15 protein-coding genes and 2 pseudogenes are annotated in these 15,918 nt (G+C 61.3%); 5 read left to right on the top strand and 12 right to left on the bottom strand.

The features are described 5' to 3' along the window. Position 1: 1 nt before the first annotated feature. From KLP42_RS15715 to KLP42_RS15700, 4 genes are all read right to left on the bottom strand, one after another. Complete coding sequence (locus KLP42_RS15715; protein ID WP_215567735.1) at positions 2-997, bottom strand: ABC transporter permease; 996 nt, start codon at positions 995-997, stop codon at positions 2-4. Continuing rightward, complete coding sequence (locus KLP42_RS15710) at positions 994-2,010, bottom strand: ABC transporter permease (RefSeq protein WP_215567733.1); 1,017 nt, start codon at positions 2,008-2,010, stop codon at positions 994-996. The genes KLP42_RS15715 and KLP42_RS15710 overlap by 4 nt, the downstream gene beginning before the upstream one ends. Then, entirely contained in the window at positions 2,003-3,493 is a 1,491-nt protein-coding gene (locus KLP42_RS15705) for a sugar ABC transporter ATP-binding protein (protein ID WP_215567731.1), read from the bottom strand. The genes KLP42_RS15710 and KLP42_RS15705 overlap by 8 nt, the downstream gene beginning before the upstream one ends. 109 nt (positions 3,494-3,602) lie before the next feature. Further along, positions 3,603-4,583 carry an autoinducer 2 ABC transporter substrate-binding protein gene (locus KLP42_RS15700; RefSeq protein WP_215567728.1) on the bottom strand — a complete coding sequence of 327 codons (981 nt, stop codon included), beginning with the start codon at positions 4,581-4,583 and terminating at the stop codon, positions 3,603-3,605. Between the two features lie 238 nt (positions 4,584-4,821). On the opposite strand from KLP42_RS15700, the gene KLP42_RS15695 reads away from it, so the two are divergent. After that, positions 4,822-5,886, top strand: a complete 1,065-nt coding sequence (locus tag KLP42_RS15695) for a LacI family DNA-binding transcriptional regulator (protein WP_215567726.1) — start codon at positions 4,822-4,824, stop codon at positions 5,884-5,886. Positions 5,887-6,077: 191 nt separating this feature from the next. Here the strand turns inward: KLP42_RS15695 and KLP42_RS15690 are convergent. Next, positions 6,078-6,243, bottom strand: a pseudogene (locus tag KLP42_RS15690) (integrase core domain-containing protein); the annotation flags it as partial. Here KLP42_RS15690 and KLP42_RS15685 point away from each other — a divergent pair. Then, positions 6,226-6,483, top strand: coding sequence for a hypothetical protein (locus tag KLP42_RS15685; RefSeq protein WP_215567873.1), 258 nt, complete (start codon positions 6,226-6,228; stop codon positions 6,481-6,483). The pseudogene KLP42_RS15690 and the gene KLP42_RS15685 sit on opposite strands and share 18 nt — an antisense overlap. 21 nt (positions 6,484-6,504) lie before the next feature. Here the strand turns inward: KLP42_RS15685 and KLP42_RS15680 are convergent, their stop codons facing one another. The 6 genes from KLP42_RS15680 to KLP42_RS15655 all read right to left on the bottom strand — a co-directional run bounded on the left by KLP42_RS15680 (position 6,505) and on the right by KLP42_RS15655 (position 12,851). After that, entirely contained in the window at positions 6,505-6,714 is a 210-nt protein-coding gene (locus KLP42_RS15680; protein WP_502941307.1) for a beta-barrel domain-containing protein, read from the bottom strand. A 396-nt stretch (positions 6,715-7,110) separates the two neighbouring features. Then, the gene (locus KLP42_RS15675; RefSeq protein WP_215567867.1) at positions 7,111-8,148 is read right to left on the bottom strand and encodes a sulfate/molybdate ABC transporter ATP-binding protein; all 1,038 of its coding nucleotides are present in this window, start codon (positions 8,146-8,148) and stop codon (positions 7,111-7,113) included. 16 nt (positions 8,149-8,164) lie between these two features. Further along, on the bottom strand, positions 8,165-9,022 hold the full coding sequence (cysW, locus tag KLP42_RS15670) for a sulfate ABC transporter permease subunit CysW (RefSeq protein ID WP_252193045.1): 858 nt from the start codon (positions 9,020-9,022) through the stop codon (positions 8,165-8,167). Positions 9,023-9,026: 4 nt separating this feature from the next. Then, positions 9,027-9,884, bottom strand: coding sequence for a sulfate ABC transporter permease subunit CysT (cysT, locus tag KLP42_RS15665; protein ID WP_215567720.1), 858 nt, complete (start codon positions 9,882-9,884; stop codon positions 9,027-9,029). Between the two features lie 15 nt (positions 9,885-9,899). Continuing rightward, positions 9,900-10,925 carry a sulfate ABC transporter substrate-binding protein gene (locus KLP42_RS15660; protein WP_215567718.1) on the bottom strand — a complete coding sequence of 342 codons (1,026 nt, stop codon included), beginning with the start codon at positions 10,923-10,925 and terminating at the stop codon, positions 9,900-9,902. A gap of 201 nt (positions 10,926-11,126) precedes the next feature. Beyond that, positions 11,127-12,851, bottom strand: coding sequence for an SLC13 family permease (locus tag KLP42_RS15655; RefSeq protein WP_215567716.1), 1,725 nt, complete (start codon positions 12,849-12,851; stop codon positions 11,127-11,129). A 381-nt stretch (positions 12,852-13,232) separates the two neighbouring features. Here KLP42_RS15655 and KLP42_RS15650 point away from each other — a divergent pair, with 381 nt between their 5' ends. The 3 genes and pseudogenes from KLP42_RS15650 (at position 13,233) to KLP42_RS15645 (ending at position 14,494) form a co-directional block, all read left to right on the top strand. After that, positions 13,233-13,691 (top strand): RrF2 family transcriptional regulator, encoded by a 459-nt coding sequence (locus KLP42_RS15650; RefSeq protein ID WP_215567714.1) that lies wholly within the window; start codon positions 13,233-13,235, stop codon positions 13,689-13,691. 49 nt (positions 13,692-13,740) lie between these two features. Beyond that, positions 13,741-13,857: pseudogene (locus KLP42_RS27270) on the top strand (FAD-dependent oxidoreductase); the annotation flags it as partial. A gap of 427 nt (positions 13,858-14,284) precedes the next feature. Further along, positions 14,285-14,494: a hypothetical protein gene (locus KLP42_RS15645; RefSeq protein WP_215567711.1), complete on the top strand. Its 210-nt coding sequence runs from the start codon at positions 14,285-14,287 to the stop codon at positions 14,492-14,494. A gap of 52 nt (positions 14,495-14,546) precedes the next feature. On the opposite strand, the gene repC is transcribed toward KLP42_RS15645, so the two are convergent. Then, a complete protein-coding gene (gene repC / locus KLP42_RS15640; RefSeq protein WP_215567709.1) occupies positions 14,547-15,803 on the bottom strand; it encodes a plasmid replication protein RepC in 1,257 nt (418 codons plus the stop codon). Positions 15,804-15,918 lie beyond the last annotated feature (115 nt).

Here is a 15,918-nt window from a genome sequence, read left to right as displayed (position 1 = left end):
GTCAAACCTTCTTTCCAGTGAAGATACGAAATTTCGAAACGATGGTCCGCGCCGCCATCACCACGATCATCAGCACGCCCCAGAGTGCGGTTGCGAGGTGCTGGTTGGCGCCCATCAGGTTCAGGCCGGAGGACAGGAGCTGAAGGACAATCAGCGCCACGAAGACCGGGAGAACACGTCCGAAGCCGCCGAACGGATTGATCCCGCCCAGGAATGCCGCAAGGACAGTGATGAGAAGGTAGGATTCGCCATGGCCGACGCGCACGGAGTTGAAGCGCGCCAGCATGATGATGCCGGCGATGGCGCACATGATCCCCGAAAGGGTATAGACGAGCACCACGATCTTGCGCGTGTTCAACCCGGAATAATCGGCGGCCTCCATGTTGGAGCCGATCATCAGCAGGCCGAAACCGAGCTTGCTGCGCGTCAGCAGCACGTGCCAGACGGCGACGCAGACGATGAAGATCAAAAGCGGGATCGGAAGGCCGAACAGCGATCCGTGGCCGATCGGCGCGACGTAGTCCGGAAACCCGGAGACATCGCCGCCCCGCGTCAGGAACTCGCCGAGACCGCGCAGAAAGATCATCATCGACAGCGTCACGAGGATGGGATGCGCCCTTGTATAGGCAATCGCGACACCGGTCAGCGCGCCGGCTGCGCCACCCGTCACCAGTGCTGCAACGCATGCGAGGGCGAAAACGCCGGCGGAGGCATCGACGCCTCCATGCGACTGGAGAACCCAGGCGGCGGCAAGACCGGAGAGGTTTGCAGCAAAGGTAATCGACAGATTGATGCCACCGGTCAGCAGCGGCAGCAGCATTGCCAGCGTCAGCAAACCCAGTTCCGGAAGCTGAAAGGCCACGGACCCGAAGGTCGCCATGGACAGGAAGTTGTCTGCCGCCAAGCCGAAGATCACCATCACCGCAATGAAGGCAACGACAGGACCGGCCATATCCGCGCCGAACCTAGCGTTGAACGTCTGAATGAAAGTCTTCATGGACGCTGGCTCCTCTTTCGTGCCGAAGCCTTCATGGCATTCGGCAAAAGTCTGTCGAACCGGGCGGAGGACAGCGTGATGGCGACCAGGATGATGGCCCCGACAATCATCTTGAAGGCAAAGGGCGAGACACCCATGAGGTTGAGACCGTTCTGGGTGATGGAGACGAGAAGAACCCCGAGCACACAGCCAAGGACGGACCCCTTGCCGCCGCCCAGTCGTGCGCCGCCGAGTACCGTCGCAGCCAGAACATCGAGTTCGCGGCCATAGAGCGCATTGGGCACGACCTCCTGCGCATAATGCGCCTGCATGAGGCCGGCGATGCCCGCCATCAACCCGAGCCAGCCGAAGGAGATGACATGCATCGCGCCGATATTGATGCCGAAGCGACGGGCGCCCTCGGGATTGTCGCCGAAGGCGTAAAGCTTGCGACCGATCGTTGTCCGAGACATCATGAACCAGGTCGCGATGCAGCAGAGGATCATCACCACCACCGGCAGGGTAAGCTCGACCCAGGAACCGTCGGCCATTTCGCGCTCATAGAAGACGACGCGGTTCGAGAGCCAGTCCGGCAGATTGTAGATCGACACGCCCTTGGTGAAGAACATCAGGAGGCCGAAGAAGATGTTGAAGGTCGAGATCGTCGCGACAATCGAGATGATTTGCAGGCGATAGATCAGGAAGGCGTTGATCGATCCGAGACCTATGCCGACGAGGCCGGCGATTATGAATCCCTCTGCCCAGTTGCCGCCACCCAAGGCGCTGAGCGCCAGGACTGTCACGTACTGGACGACGGACGCGGCCACCGCAAAGGAGATGTCAATGCCGCCCGAGATCAGGACGACCAGCAATCCGACAGCAAAGATGATGTTGACCGCCGATACGTTGAGAACGTCGAAGGCATTGGACACCGTGAGAAACCGGTCCGTACCGAAGGACAGTCCGATGCAGAGCAGCACCATGACTGCCAAGAGCGCAAATTCGGTGGTGTGAGACGAGACGAGCCTACGCATAGACGGCGGACTCCAGTTCGCTGAGCGACGTATGGCGCGGGTCATAGACAGCCTCGAGACGCCCCTCCACCATGTGGATGACGCGGTCGGCATTGAAATAGACTTCCGGCGGTTCGTCGGAGATGATGATGATCGACAGGCCTTCGGCGGCGAGTTTTCGAACGATCTCGAAAATGCCGGCGCGTGCGCCAACATCGACACCGACCGTCGGTGCATCGAGGATCAGGATCTTCGGGCTTATCGCCAGCCATTTGGCAATCGCCACCCTTTGCTGGTTGCCGCCAGACAGGGTGCGGATCGGGTCATCCGGCGTGCCGATCTTGACGCCCAGCGCCGAGATCCAGTGCGACACGACATCCCTCTTTTTTGCCGGAGAGATGAGCCCGTGAGAAAGAATGCGGTCCAGCGATGCCATGACCAGATTGTCGGCGATCGACTGCGGCTGGTTGAGGCCGAGCGACAGCCGGTCCTCCGAGAGATAGGCGACCCCTGCGCGGATGGCGTCGCGATTGGAGGCGAAGTCAACTTTCTGCCCCTCCAGGAGGATTTCGCCTTCATGCGGCCGATGCATGCCAAACAGCGTCAGGGCAAGTTCGGTGCGTCCTGCCCCCAGAAGGCCGGTGATGCCGAGGGTTTCGCCACGGCGCAGGTCGAAGGAGACATTGCGGAATTCGCCATGCCGGGTGAGATTGCGGACAGACAGCACAACCGGCGCTTCATCATGATCGGAAGCGATCACGGCACTGTCGAAATTGCGGCCCGTCATCAGTTCCGTCACGCGCGACTGCGTCATGCCCTCGACCGGATAGACGCCGACCAGCGAACCATCGCGGAGGATAGTGATACGGTGCGAGATCTCCAGCACTTCCGCGAGGCGGTGAGACACGAAGACGACCGCAACGCCCGAGGCAGACAGGTTGCGCACGATCTCGATCAGGTAATCCGCTTCGGACTGCGTGAGCGACGCAGTCGGTTCATCCATGAACACAAGGCGCGCTTCGCCGACCAGAGCACGGGCGATCGCCACGATCTGCCGCTGGGCAATCGGAAGTTCCTTCAACGGCTTGTGAATATCGAGACGGACTCCAAGCCGCGCCAACGCCTTCTCGGCCGCCTCGTCGATCGCGTGCTTATCGACCATGCCGTAGGTACCGGTGACTGCCAGCTGAAAGCCAATATTCTCGGCAACCGACATTTCGCCAAACAAGGCCAGATCCTGCCAGATCACCTGGATCCCGAGGGACTGGGCAAGCGTCGGGGTCATTGCGGAAACGGGCTTTCCGTCAAAGACGATCTCCGCGCCCTCTTCCGGCTTGTAGACCCCCGTGATCACCTTGATCAGCGTGCTCTTGCCGCAGCCGTTTTCGCCGGCCAGGCAATGAACTTCTCCCGCATTGACCTCGAAAGAGACCCCCTTCAGCGCGCGCACGCCGCCGAACGTAACCTTGATGTTTTTCAGGGAGAGAAGCGGTTCTGCACTCATGATGGCGCGTTTCCTCTTCTGGACGGGTTGATCCCGACGGCTTGATTTTTTTGAGATTGGGGCTGCGCGGATCTGTGGTGCCGCGCAGCCCCCTCGGTCTCCGGGAGGATCAGAGACCCATGGACACCAACTTGTCGATGCTTTCCTTGTCGATCTTCAGAAGCTGGTCGACAACGATCGTGTTGCCCTCCGGCTTGATGGTGCCAAGGCCCTCGATCGTATCACCGGCCTTCGGCGTCTGCCCCTTGGCAATACGATCCGCCAGCGTCACGAAGACTTCCCCGGCCTGTTTCGGATTCCACATGAAGCCACCCGTCAGGGCACCACTCTTGATCAGCTTGGCGCCCTGCCCCGGCGAGAACGGACCGATGACGAAGACCTTGCCGTCCTTGCGCCGCTCCTCGACGGCGCGACCGGCACCGATCGGACCCTGCGAACCGAACGCGAGGAAGCCCGCGAGATCGGGGTTGGCAGACATCAGGTCAAGGGCGGTCGAGCGGCTCTTGTCGAGATCTTCAGCAACGCCGTACCGATCGCCGATCAGCTTCATGTTGGGATAGTTCGCCTTGATGTAGGCAATCGCGGCATCGGCCCAGGCATTGTGCAGCGGGACCGTCAGTGAACCGACGAAGACGGCATAGGAACCCTTGCCGCCCATCTTCTCTGCCAGAAGCTTGCCATGCGCCTCCCCGAAGCCCTTGGCGGAAGCCAGCTCGAAATCCCAGTCCGCACCCGCCTGATTTGGCGATTCATGGGTGATGACCTTGATGCCCGCGGCCTGCGCCTTCTTGAGGACCGGCTCCAGCACCTTGGCGTCGTTCGGCACAACGCCGATGAAATCGACCTTCTGGGCAATCAGGTCTTCGATGGCACGCACCTGAAGGGCCGGGTCAGCGCTGGTCGGCCCGACCATGAAACCATTGACGCCAAGCTTGGCGCTCTGTTCCTTGATGCCTGCCTCCATGGCGTTGAACCACGGAATACCACCGATCTTGACGACGACGCCGATCTTCGTTTCGGCGGCGAAAGATGCGGTGGATGCGAAAAGCGCCAGCGAAACGCCGAGCGCGGCTGCAAGAATTCTCTTCATGGGGTTCTCCTCCTCTGAATATCCCCTGACGCGGAAAGGAATGCCGGCAAAAGCATTTGCTCCGGACAAACCCTTTGAACCCGATACAGGCTCCTCCCTCGTCGCTCCTCTAGCGAACCACCTGCACAATCGATATTTCTCTCTTGCACAATCGATGGTGCAATTACATTATCACCCAACGGACTTTCGTCAAGAGGGCCAGTGATCTACAAAATGCCAGGAGCGGGGAGATTCCGGCATGAGCGAAAACGAACAAAAGAAAGCAACGATTTACGATCTCTCGATCCAGTCGGGCGCGTCGGCATCCACCGTCAGTGCGGTGCTGAATGGCACATGGCGCAAGCGGCGGATTTCGGAGGAAACAGCGAGGAGAATTATCTCCCTTGCCGAAGAGTTGCGATACACGGCCAACCAGCAGGCGCGGGCGTTGCGCAGTTCGCGCTCAGGGCTGGCGGGCCTGCTTCTTCCGGTCTACGACACACGCTTCTTCTCTTCCATGGCGCAGACATTCGAAGCGCAGGCGCGCCAGCGCGGCCTTCTGCCAGTGGTGGTCTCCGGACGGCGCGATCCGGAAGAAGAGCGTCGTGTGGCGGAGTCACTCGTCGCTTATTCGATCGATTCATTGTTCATCGCGGGTGCGACTGATCCTGATGGCGTCCATAAAGTGTGCGCGCGGGCGGGCATTCCGCACGTCAACATCGACCTGCCGGGAAAATTGGCCAGTTCGGTCATCTCCGAAAATCGTCAGGGTGCCAGGGCTCTCACCGCGGCGATCATTCGCCATGCCCAGCAAACCGGGCCGCTGAGCCCGGATGATGTCTATATGTTCGGCGGCCGCGACGACCACGCAAGCCGGGAGCGCATCATCGGTTTCCATGCGGCCAAGGCCGAGATCTTCGGCACCGCAACCGGTAACGACACGGAAAGCACAGGCTATTCACCAAGCATGACCGCTCTCGCGTTTGAGCGCTTTTACGATCGCCACGGCCGATTGCCGCGGTGCTTTTTCATCAATTCCTCGATCAACTTCGAGGGCCTCCTGCGCTTCATGGGCAAACATGACGGTGAAGCCTTCGGGGATATCGTCGTTGGCTGTTTTGACTATGATCCGTTCGGTTCCTTCCTGCCTTTTCCCGTCTACATGATCCGGCCGAACATCTCCGAAATGCTAGAGAAGGGGTTCGAACTCCTGGAGTCGGAAGAAACGGGGCCGCATATCATCCTGGTCGAGCCGCAACTGGTTGCGCCAAGAACGGCTCTCGAGGGTCCTTTGGATGCCCTGAAGGACAGTAACTGTGATTAAGCATTAACGTTTGACCCCTTTCGGCGCGGGAGACTGACCCCGGTCGGTACAGGTCAACACGCTGATCAATTTGCCTTTTCTTCGGCGTGGCGGGGTCAGCCGTCGGTGCCGATGGTGGTGTCAAATGCCACGCCGAAACACACCGAAACATCTGTGCCACCGGGTTAGCCGGAAGCCCTTCCGGCTGCCGCGAGACTTTCGTGGTATCGCCGGTAATTGTAATGCTCGACGAAGGCCGCCATCTGGGTTTCGAGGTCTTCCTTGAAGAAGTAGTTTTCCAGCAGAATGCGATTCTTCAACGTCTGGTGCCAACGTTCGATCTTGCCCTTGTGTCTGCGGATGAGTGTTCTGCCCCTGTTCACGCCAACCGTTGTTCAGCGGGAAACCAACGCGATGCCCTCTATGTCATCCGGAAAGGCACAGGCAGCAGCACCGTCTTACGTGGATGCCGATGATCGGCAGTCCGCATGGCATGCCGATCCAGCCAAAGCCCGCCGCTTCGCCACCTATGACAGCGCCGACGATCTTCTCCACATTCTTTTGAACGGGAACGGTCTCCCGGCGGCGGCAGACGACTATGACACCCTGCCGGCATGAGATCACGCGGACATTGGAAAATCATTCTTCACGCATGGCGTAAGCCCAATAGCCAGCGATTGGCTTGAGCAGAAAAGAAGCCGGCGTTCGCGCATCGGTCCGGATGAAGGCTTCGACCGGCATTCCCGGCAAAATTGATTGGTCTCCGAGGTTCTTTTCCGAATCTGGCTTAAGCGCCAGTTCGGCCACAAAGAACCTGCGCCCTGACGTCGGACACGCGAAGACAACCATGCACCCGGCAGAGCGATATTTCCATAAAACTGCATTGACGCCACGACTGCGATCAGGAAATCTCAGCAGCTCACATCTCTCCATTCTTGGCTGAATATTGAACCATCAAATGCCGGGACTAAACACCTACAGAGCGCCGCTGTTGAGCAGGTACAGGATCGCGAAGAGCCCGAGGATTGCCAGGAAGCCGATTCTTTCGTAGTTTGGAGCCGTTTCCATCTCCTCAGGCCTTCTAATTTAGAATCAATTTATTTTCTAAAATTATGGATACAATCGAACGGAAATCGGATGAAGTGCGCATTCTTGCGGATGATTTCTTCGCACCCCCGCATGTCACACCGCAGACCGTGTTGAAAGACAGACGTCGAGCCCCTCCCCGGAACGGGAAATGCAGTCCTAACCGGCAACCGGAAACACCCGCCAGTGGCGTGGCCGGAAGTTGAGCCCGGATTTCATGGCGGCCGGATGATCGACGGGCACGTCGATCTCCACGCGATGGCGGCCGCCACCGAGTTCCACCTCCAGACGTCGGGCGCCGGCGAGGCGGCGGCTCCCCACGACCACACCTTCAAAGCAACCGCCGCAACCCGTAAGCAACTCCAGATCATGCGGGCGGAAGAAGAGCCTTGCCGGGCCGTTTCCATCGGCCTTCAGGCCCACGGTGCGATCGTCAATCCAAACCTCGCCATCTTCCATCCGCACCGCGACCTCGGACGCCTCGCCTATGAAGCGGTGGACGAAGGGGGAGCTCGGCCGGTCATAAACATCATCGGCAGAGCCGACCTGCTCGATCCGGCCCTGGCTCATCACGACGACCCGATCGGCCAGTTCCAGCGCCTCCTCCTGGTCATGCGTGACGAAGACGGTCGTGTGGCCGGTTCGATCATGGAAGTCGCGCAGCCATTTGCGCAATTCCTTGCGGACTTTTGCATCCAATGCACCGAAAGGTTCGTCGAGCAGCAGCACGCGCGGCTCGATTGCCATGGCGCGCGCCAAAGCCACGCGCTGCCTTTGACCGCCGGACAACTGGTTCGGATAGCGTTTTTCAAGACCTGAGAGCTGTATCATTTCCAACAGCTCGCCGACGCGTCGGCGAATCTCGGTCTTCGGGGGGCGCGCTGCAGCCGGCCTGACCTTCAAGCCGAAGCCGATGTTTTCCGCCACCGTCATGTGGCGAAAGAGCGCGTAGTGTTGGAAGACGAAGCCGATATTACGCTCCTGAACGCTTTTGTGCGAGGCATCCTCGCCGCCGAACAGGATCTGCCCGTCTGTCGGTTGGTCGAGCCCGGCGATCAGACGCAAGAGCGTCGTCTTGCCTGAGCCTGACGGCCCCAGCAGCGCGATCAGTTCGCCCGAGTGGATGTCGAGCGAGACATCGTTCAGCGCCGGGAAGCGGGCAAATTCCTTGGTCACATGGGAAACGGAAACATCCATGATGTTTTCAGGCCTTTCAGTGTCGGCGTCCGCCGGCATTGCCGGCGTCGAAGCGGATTTCCAGAAGGGTCTTGAGGGCGAGCGTGACGAGCGCCAGCGCTGCAAGCAACGAGGCCACCGCGAAGGCGGCCGCCATGTTGTATTCGTTGTAGAGGATCTCGACATGCAGCGGCATGGTATTGGTGAGGCCCCTGATATGGCCGGAGACCACCGAGACCGCTCCGAATTCGCCCATCGCGCGCGCATTGCAGAGCAGCACGCCGTAGAGTAGTCCCCATTTGATGTTGGGAAGCGTCACGAACCGGAAGGTCTGCCAGCCGGAGGCGCCAAGCGAGAGCGCTGCCTCCTCGTCGCCCGTGCCCTGGTCCTGCATCAGCGGAATCAGCTCACGCGCCACGAAGGGAAAGGTTACGAAAACGGTCGCCAGCACGATACCTGGCACGGCAAACAGGATTTCGATGCCGTAGCGCTTCAGGATGGGGCCAAGCAGGCTCTGGCTACCGAACAGCAAAACGTAGACGAGACCGGAAATCACCGGCGAGATCGAGAAGGGCAGGTCGATCAGCGTGATCAGAAAGGCCTTGCCCCTGAACTCGAACTTGGCGATCGCCCAGGCTGCCGCCACGCCGAAGACGAGGTTGAGCGGCACGGCAATGGCCGCGACCGTGAGTGTCAGGCGGATCGCCGCCGCCGCATCCGGCTCGACCAGCGCGTCCCAGTACCGGCCGATCCCATTGCGAAACGCCTCGACGAAGACGACGATCAGCGGCAGGAACAGGAAGAACGCAAGAAAGCTGCCCCCGATGCCGATCAGTACCAGCTTGGTCAGCAGCGTCTCGTCCGTGGGGCTACGCAGGTGGGGCTTGCGCAACATGCGGTCAGTCATGGCCATACCTCGCGCGGCTCCAGGCCTGGATCAGGTTGATGACGAGCAGCATGGCAAAGGAGATCGCCAGCATGATGGTCGCGATCGCCGTGGCGCCGGCATAGTTGAACTCCTCCAGCCGGATGACGATAAGGAGCGGCGCGATTTCCGAGACATAGGGAATGTTGCCGGCAATGAAGACGACGGAGCCATATTCGCCGACACCGCGGGCAAAGGCCAGCGCGAAGCCAGTGAGGATGGCCGGAGCCAGGCCGGGCAGCAGGACCTTGAACACGGTCTGGAAGCGGTTGGCACCAAGCGTCGCGGCCGCTTCCTCCACATCGCGGTCGATCTCCTCCATCACCGGCTGCACGGTGCGCACTACGAAGGGCAGGCCGATGAAGATCAGGGCGATGGTGATGCCGATCGGCGTATAGGCGATGCGGATGCCGAATGGCGCAAACCAGGCGCCAATCCAGCCCTGCGGCGCGTAAAGTGCGCTGAGCGAGATGCCGGCAACCGCGGTCGGCAGAGCAAAGGGCAGGTCCACCATGGCATCGATCAAGCGCCGGCCGGGGAAATCGTAGCGGACAAGGACCCAGCAGATCAGCACCCCGAAGACGGCATTGACGGCTGCGGCGATCAGCGCCGTGCCGAAGCTGACCTTCAACGCGGCGAGCGTGCGGGCGTCGGTGAGGATGGCCAGCAACTCGGCGCCTGATAAGGAACTGGCGCGCCAGACGAGACCCGCCAGTGGGATGAGGATGATGAGCGAGAGGTAGGCGAGCGAAAAACCGAGCGTCAACCCGAAACCCGGGATGATGCTCGGCTCCTTCACGCGCCACCGCTTGAATGCGGTTGCAGATGTCATGCCGAGCGGGGCTCCCTAGCGCGCGGGCTTGTAGATCTGGTCAAAGATGCCGCCGTCGCCGAAATGTTCGGGCTGCGCCTTCTTCCAGCCGCCGAAGATCGGGTCGTCGATCGTCACGAGCTTGATGTCCGGCAGGGCCTTCAGCAGTTCGGGCTTGACGACCTCGCGCCTGGCCGGACGGTAGAAGTGCTTGGCGGCAAGGTTCTGACCCTCATCGGAATAAAGATACTGCAGATAGGCCTCGGCCACCTTGCGCGTTCCCTTGGCGTCGACATTGGCATCGACCACGGCAACCGGCGGTTCCGCGAGAATGGACATCGACGGCACGACGATCTCGAAGGCATCCTTGCCGAATTCCTCGCCGGCCAGATAGGCCTCGTTCTCCCAGGCAAGCAGAACATCGCCGATCTGGCGCTGCGCAAATGTGACGGTGGAGCCGCGGGCGCCGCTGTCGAGAACCGGTGCACGTCTGTAGAGATCGGCGATATAGGCCCTGATCTCCGCCTGGTCGCCCTTGAATTCCTTACTCGCCCAGGCCCAGGCCGCCAGATAGTTCCAGCGCGCGCCGCCCGAAGTCTTCGGGTTGGGCGTAACGATCTGTACGTCACCCTTCACCAGATCGCCCCAGTCATGAATGTTCTTCGGATTGCCCTTGCGGACCAGGAAAACGATGGTGGATGTGTAGGGGGCGGAATTGTTGGGCAAGCGCCCGCGCCAGTCCGGCTTGATCTTTCCTCCGTTTGCCGCGATCGCGTCGATGTCGCTTTCCAGTGCCAGCGTCACGACATCGGCCTCCAACCCGTCGATGACGGAACGCGCCTGCTTTCCGGAGCCGCCATGCGATTGCTGGATGGTGACGGTCTCACCGGTTTCCGCCTTGTAATGCCTGGCGAAGGCGGCATTGAAATCCTTGTAGAATTCGCGGGTCGGGTCATAGGACACGTTGAGCAGCGTCGTGTCCGCCATGACCTGCGGTGCAACGAGCAGGGTTGCAAGCAGGCTGGCAGCGGCCAGGGTGAACAATCGGGCGGGTCGGGTCATGATGGCTTCCTCCGTTTGGTGCATTTAGTCTATCGACAAAATAGACATTTTCAACGGAGCAACGCGCCGCCGCAAAACCGTTTCCCTTCGCCCCGTCGCGGCAGAACGAAGCGGATGTGGCGGGCATGAAACGCGCAATGGATACAACCGGTCTCCGGCCTCCGGCAGCAGGATTTTCCGGCCAAGAGGCCGGAAATTTGCTCACCAGTACAGAAGCAGCGCCACTCCGGCCGCAAACCCGGCCGCCAGCGACACCGGCCAGCCGGCCCTCAGAAAGTCCCGGAAGCGATAGCTGCCGAGACTATAGGCCAGCGTGTTGTTGTGGTGGCCGAAGGGGGTCAGGAAATCGAGTGACGCCCCGACGGTGACGGCCATCAGCAGCATCTGCGGCGAGAGCCCTTCGGCGCGCGCAACCTCGAGCGCGATGGGCGCAAGGATTGCCAGCGTGGTGGTGTTGTTGACGAAGGGCGTGATCAGCATCGCCAGCGCCAGAAGCAGGAAGACAGCGGCCGCGCCACCCTGCACCGGCAGCCAGTCGACGAGCGCATGCGCAATCCCCGCCGCCGCACCCGTCGTTCCGAGCGCCGATCCCAGCGGCAGCATGGCAACCAGCAGAATGATGATCGACCAGTTGAGATTCCGCAGCCCCAGCCGAAGGTCCAGCCATCCGGCGAGGCAAAACACGACCACGACGCCGCCCAGTGCGAGTTCGGCAGCCACAAGACCGAGTGCCGCGGCAACAACGCCGAACACGAAGACGATCATCGAAATCACGCCGACAGGCGATGACGCAGCCTCCTGCTCATCCGCCACCTCGACAAGGTCGAAATAGGCGATGAAGGCGCGGAGCGCCTGGCTTTCTCCTTCCAGCCGCAGACGATTGCCAACACGCAGCGGCAGTTCCTCGAAGGGACCTTCGAAACGGGCGGGTTCTCCCTCCACGCCCAGGATTGTCACCCCAGCCGCCACCTCCGGATCAAGCGTTGCCATGCAGGACCCCAACATCACGCTGTGCGGCATGACCACGGCCGCAGCCCGGCGCCGGTGATGGCCCCGCCGCGCGAGTGCATACGTAAACGAGCCGGTTGCGAGGCACGCATCGAGCTTCGCCGGATGGGCTTCCACCAGCAGGCGATCCTGCAGCATCACCGGGGTTTCAGGCTTCAACGGAAACACTCGGCGCCCGTCGCGCACGATGTTGCGGATGCGGCCGCCCATTTCTTCCTCGATCATCGCCACCGTGGTTTGCCCGGAACTGTCGGACCACACCAGAAGCTCGGTCATCACGTGCCGAAAAAGGGTGCTCTCCTCATCCTCCTGCGGCAGGTCGTCTTCCGTCATCAGCGAACGCGGCAGCCAGAACACCATGACTGCGAGTGCTGCGGCGCTTGCCGCCAGTCCCACCGGCGCAAAATCGAGGAACGCATAGGTCCTGCCCGTGGCCTGGGTCAGCAGCGCGCCGGCCACCAGATTGGGTGGTGTGCCGATCGACGTCCACGCCCCGCCGAGAAGCGTGGCGTAGGACAGCGGCAGAAACATCCAGCGCGCCGGAATCCGGTTGCGCGCCATCACCGATACACAGACCGGCAGCATCAGCGAGAAGGCGGCGACATTGTTCATGACACTCGAAAGGAGCGCGGCCAGCACGCACAATCCCAGCACCGCTCTTCGGGGGTGATGCAAACGGGCCTGAAGCCATCCTCCCATCTGGCCGAACAGGCGGGCCCGTCGCAGCACCTGCACGATGAGCAACACCTCGATCACGGTGATCGCGGCAGGTGACGTGAGGCCGGAAAAGACCTGCCCCAAAGGCACGAGCCCCAGGATCGTTGCCAAGGCCAGCCCGCCGATCGCAACCGATTCCGCGCGGAACCGATCCATGGCAAACATCAAAACCAGCCCCAAGAGCAGGACGATGATGAGCATCTGATGAGGTGTCACGCCGGGCCAATCTCGCATTCTCCAAGGCTTTCCAGCATAGGCAATTTGCGCACCGCCGCCAGTAACGATACCGGTGGGCACAATCAATCTACTTTTTTAGTAGATATTTTGCCGCCCTTCGCTAGCTTTTCCTTCCGGCAGCCGAACGGAAACGCATGCAGCTCCTCTTCCGCAAGGAACAGATCATGTCGAAACGCCGCCTCGCGATCACCTTCAGCCCTCTGCGCCACGCGCCGGGTTCAGCGGTGCAGGGACGAAAAAGACAATGGACCCTCGCGGCTATCTGGAGTGGCAAGTCCAACCCTCCGCCGCTATATGGACAAAAGGGAATTTCTCCTGCTGCCGGGCGAAAGGAAAGTACGCTCCATGTTGTCGATGAAGGGCAAATACGGACTGAAGGCGCTCTGTCACCTTGCCGGTCTGCCCGAAGGCGCCGTTGCGCAATCGGTGGAAATTGCCGAGGCACAGGCCATATCCAAGAAATTTCTCGACGCGATCCTCGCGGATTTGCGTCACAGCGGGTTTGTGGTGGCCCGCAAGGGACGAGGCGGCGGCTACTGCCTCAGTCGCTCGCCGGATTCGATCATGGTCGGGCACGTGCTGCGGGTTCTGGACGGGCCTCTGGCCCCGATCCTGTGCGCCAGTCGCACGGCCTACTCACGCTGCCAGGATTGTCCCGACGAGAACGCCTGTGCGGTGCGCCTCACCATGCTCGAGGTGCGTGAAGCGATCGCAGCTGTCCTCGACAACAAGTCGCTGAGCGCCATGCGCCGGATGGTCGAGGACGAGAAATCGGACATCGACCGGGTGCTGGCAATGTCCTGATCGGCCGAGTTTCGCAGATCTCCCGGCTTGGCGCCGTGGAGGAAAGACAATGACCCGTCATGTCGTGATTATCGGAGGCGGCGCGAGCGGCACGCTGACGGCCGCACATCTGCTGCGCCAGCGCTTCGCTCCCCGCCAGTTGCGTGTGACGCTGATCGAAGCCCGTCGCGGCCTGCTGCCACAGCAGCACCGGATGACGCAACCACTGCCGCTTGCCGCCGCCGATATTCCCTTCGGCACCAGTCTTGCCTATCTGCTGCATTGGCTGCGCGCCACGATCCGCGCCCATGTGTCCCATGGCGGCGACTGGCGGGACCTGATCGACGGACTTCGCCCGCATACCCGGGCGCTCTGGCACCACATGCCCCCCGATTCAGCCCGGCAGATTGCCGAAGCCCGATCATCAGGACAGTTGCAGCTCATCCGTATTGGGAAATCACTGCCGTTCCCGACATCCGCGAGCAGGCAGCCCGGCTTGCTGCGCATCTGCTGGACGACGACTGGCAACAACCGTCGCCTCCTGACCTTTCGCCGCATCGCGATCGCGTATAGGGACACTGGCGAAACCACATTGCGGGGAGCCCGTCAGCATCATGGAAACCACCTCGATCGAAAATCGCGCCGACTTCGCCCAATGGGCCATCGAACGCGCCCGCGCCATCGTTGCCGATCAGGGCAGCGACCTGGCCCTTGCCGCCCGCGACATGGACGAGGCGAGGATTGCCGAAACCGGCAACGCCCTCGGCCAGGCGATCGTGGAGGCCCTGCTTGATGTGTTCGACGGCCTGCTGTCCGAAGGCTGAGTTGCAATACAGCGGGCGGGCCGCAACCGACCGCGCGCCCTTCGCCATGGGATCACGCAGATCGTTGCGATCCCTCCGCCCGCGCGCGCATCAGGGACATGACCATCGGACCAAGCCCGAATTCGCCACGCGCCGCTTTTCGCGTCAGATCGCGCAGATAGCCGCCGGCGGAATGGATGTGTCCTGCCCGTTCCAGAATGCAGGCAACCGCAATGGCGGCATTTTCACCTCCCATCACCTCGCAGGCTTCCTGATAGGCCGAAGGGCTGACCCCCAGCATCGAGCGGACGACCACGGCGGCGGCCATCAGGTCGCGCCATCCCGATACAGCACCGCCCGGTGCGTAGTCGACAATCTGCGGGCAGGCCCGCAAGACAACGCCGAGCGGGAAGGACGGAGTTTTATCCCCCGTCGCTTCGACACCCGATGACTTCCTGCCGTTCGGCCTGGCGCGAGGTTGCCGATCGGGCACCGCCGCCGCGCCCTGCTCCTGGTCGGAGCATGGTTCAAGTTCATGGATGGATTCGGGTTTTGAATTCTGTATGTGGGCGCCATTTTGGCTGTCATTGCCGTCTGTATTTTGTGCTTTTTTCTGGAAATCCAGCAGGTTGAGGATCTCCGCGCGCAACAGTCGCATCTCGTCCAGCACGCTCTCTGCCTGCAGCCGGTCCGGATGTCGCGGCAGTCGGGCAACAAGTGCGATATACATGGCCTCAATCGCATCCCAATGACCTGAGACTCCCTCGTCCATAGCCGCCGAGATCAGTTTGCGGACATCGCGCCGGCAGATGGTCAGCTCTTCCTTGGCGCGGCGGAGACGCTGTCGTTCCGCGGCAATATCCTGCGCCAGAAGCGCCAGTTCCGCTGCCCGCGCCACCAGAGGCGCAAGATCGAAGCCATAGGCCTGTTCGATCGTGCCGTCCCGCCCGCGATGAACATAGCGCTTGCCATTGGGACTGTCGCGCCGCTGGATGAGGCCCGCCTCGACAAGTGCTGCCAGATGGCGCCGAAGGGTCGTTCCGGTGATGCCATGCGCCCGCACCGAAAGCTGGGCATTCGACGGAAACACCACGAGGTCCTGCTCGCCGTCCAGTTCCGTGCTCGGATAGAAGGTCAGCAGTGCATCAAGAACCGTCAGCGCCCGGTCTGGAAGACCGAGCCGTTCACGCGCCTCGCAGGTGTCGCGAAACACCTTCCACTTCTCCACCGGCCTGGCCGGCTTCGTCTCTGCAGCCTGCAACTGCTCCCTCACGAGGGCAAGTCGCACCGGCCGCCGCCCGAAGGGCGTCGTCACACTTTCTTTTTGCATTTTCCTTCACCCTACGATTGGCAAAAGAAAACTGCTCGCCGAAACGGCGCCAAGACTCTTGACTATGATTCGTGGAAATGCGATTCTCGGAGTGTCTAGTTCAGAGAGAGGCTTC

The sequence above is a fragment of the Rhizobium sp. CSW-27 genome (assembly GCF_018760785.1).
Classification (GTDB): domain Bacteria; phylum Pseudomonadota; class Alphaproteobacteria; order Rhizobiales; family Rhizobiaceae; genus Neorhizobium.
The sequence above is the reverse complement of the archived record's forward strand: the minus strand, read 5'-3'. Positions and strand labels throughout refer to the sequence as shown.

Bases quoted from the DNA above. Each gene is read 5' to 3' on its own strand.
- KLP42_RS15715 (WP_215567735.1), bottom strand. From the start codon at position 997: ATGAAGACTTTCATTCAGACGTTCAACGCTAGGTTCGGCGCGGATATG.
- KLP42_RS15660 (WP_215567718.1), bottom strand. From the start codon at position 10,925: ATGACCCGACCCGCCCGATTGTTCACCCTGGCCGCTGCCAGCCTGCTT.
- KLP42_RS15680 (WP_502941307.1), bottom strand. From the start codon at position 6,714: ATGGTTGTCTTCGCGTGTCCGACGTCAGGGCGCAGGTTCTTTGTGGCC.
- KLP42_RS15675 (WP_215567867.1), bottom strand. From the start codon at position 8,148: ATGGATGTTTCCGTTTCCCATGTGACCAAGGAATTTGCCCGCTTCCCG.
- KLP42_RS15685 (WP_215567873.1), top strand. From the start codon at position 6,226: ATGAGTGTTCTGCCCCTGTTCACGCCAACCGTTGTTCAGCGGGAAACC.
- repC (WP_215567709.1), bottom strand. From the start codon at position 15,803: ATGCAAAAAGAAAGTGTGACGACGCCCTTCGGGCGGCGGCCGGTGCGA.
- KLP42_RS15710 (WP_215567733.1), bottom strand. From the start codon at position 2,010: ATGCGTAGGCTCGTCTCGTCTCACACCACCGAATTTGCGCTCTTGGCA.
- KLP42_RS15650 (WP_215567714.1), top strand. From the start codon at position 13,233: ATGTTGTCGATGAAGGGCAAATACGGACTGAAGGCGCTCTGTCACCTT.
- cysW (WP_252193045.1), bottom strand. From the start codon at position 9,022: ATGTTGCGCAAGCCCCACCTGCGTAGCCCCACGGACGAGACGCTGCTG.
- cysT (WP_215567720.1), bottom strand. From the start codon at position 9,884: ATGACATCTGCAACCGCATTCAAGCGGTGGCGCGTGAAGGAGCCGAGC.
- KLP42_RS15655 (WP_215567716.1), bottom strand. From the start codon at position 12,851: ATGCTCATCATCGTCCTGCTCTTGGGGCTGGTTTTGATGTTTGCCATG.
- KLP42_RS15645 (WP_215567711.1), top strand. From the start codon at position 14,285: ATGGAAACCACCTCGATCGAAAATCGCGCCGACTTCGCCCAATGGGCC.
- KLP42_RS15705 (WP_215567731.1), bottom strand. From the start codon at position 3,493: ATGAGTGCAGAACCGCTTCTCTCCCTGAAAAACATCAAGGTTACGTTC.
- KLP42_RS15695 (WP_215567726.1), top strand. From the start codon at position 4,822: ATGAGCGAAAACGAACAAAAGAAAGCAACGATTTACGATCTCTCGATC.
- KLP42_RS15700 (WP_215567728.1), bottom strand. From the start codon at position 4,583: ATGAAGAGAATTCTTGCAGCCGCGCTCGGCGTTTCGCTGGCGCTTTTC.